Origin of the sequence: Nocardioides cremeus (genome assembly GCF_030518195.1) — a bacterium.
Lineage (GTDB): Bacteria > Actinomycetota > Actinomycetes > Propionibacteriales > Nocardioidaceae > Nocardioides > Nocardioides cremeus.
The window spans coordinates 1-242 of sequence record NZ_JAULSC010000368.1 but is presented as its reverse complement, the minus strand read 5'-3'; the positions used below and the strand labels follow the sequence as shown (position 1 = coordinate 242).

1 protein-coding gene is annotated in these 242 nt (G+C 76.0%); it reads left to right on the top strand.

Annotated features, from left to right (window positions below; all coding sequences use genetic code 11):
- Positions 1 to 27: 27 nt before the first annotated feature.
- The coding region (locus QWJ41_RS21380) for a putative sulfate exporter family transporter (RefSeq protein ID WP_302710520.1) at positions 28 to 242 on the top strand (215 nt) is incomplete at its 3' end.

The following is a 242-nucleotide window of genomic DNA, read 5'->3' as shown; positions in this document are numbered from 1 at the left end:
CCGACCTACCTGGTCGCTGTGCGCAGCGTGGGCGCACCCGCGAGCGCGGGCCGGGTCCCGCTGCTCCCCTGGTTCCTCGTCGGCTTCGTGCTGATGGTTGCCTTGCGCAGCAGCGGCCTGCGGCCCGGGCAGCTGGTGGACGCGGCCGACGACGTGACCACCGTCCTGCTGGCGGCCGGGATGTTCGGTCTCGGGCTGGGCCTGCGGCTGCGCGAGCTGTGGCCGGTCCCGGCCGGGGCGCT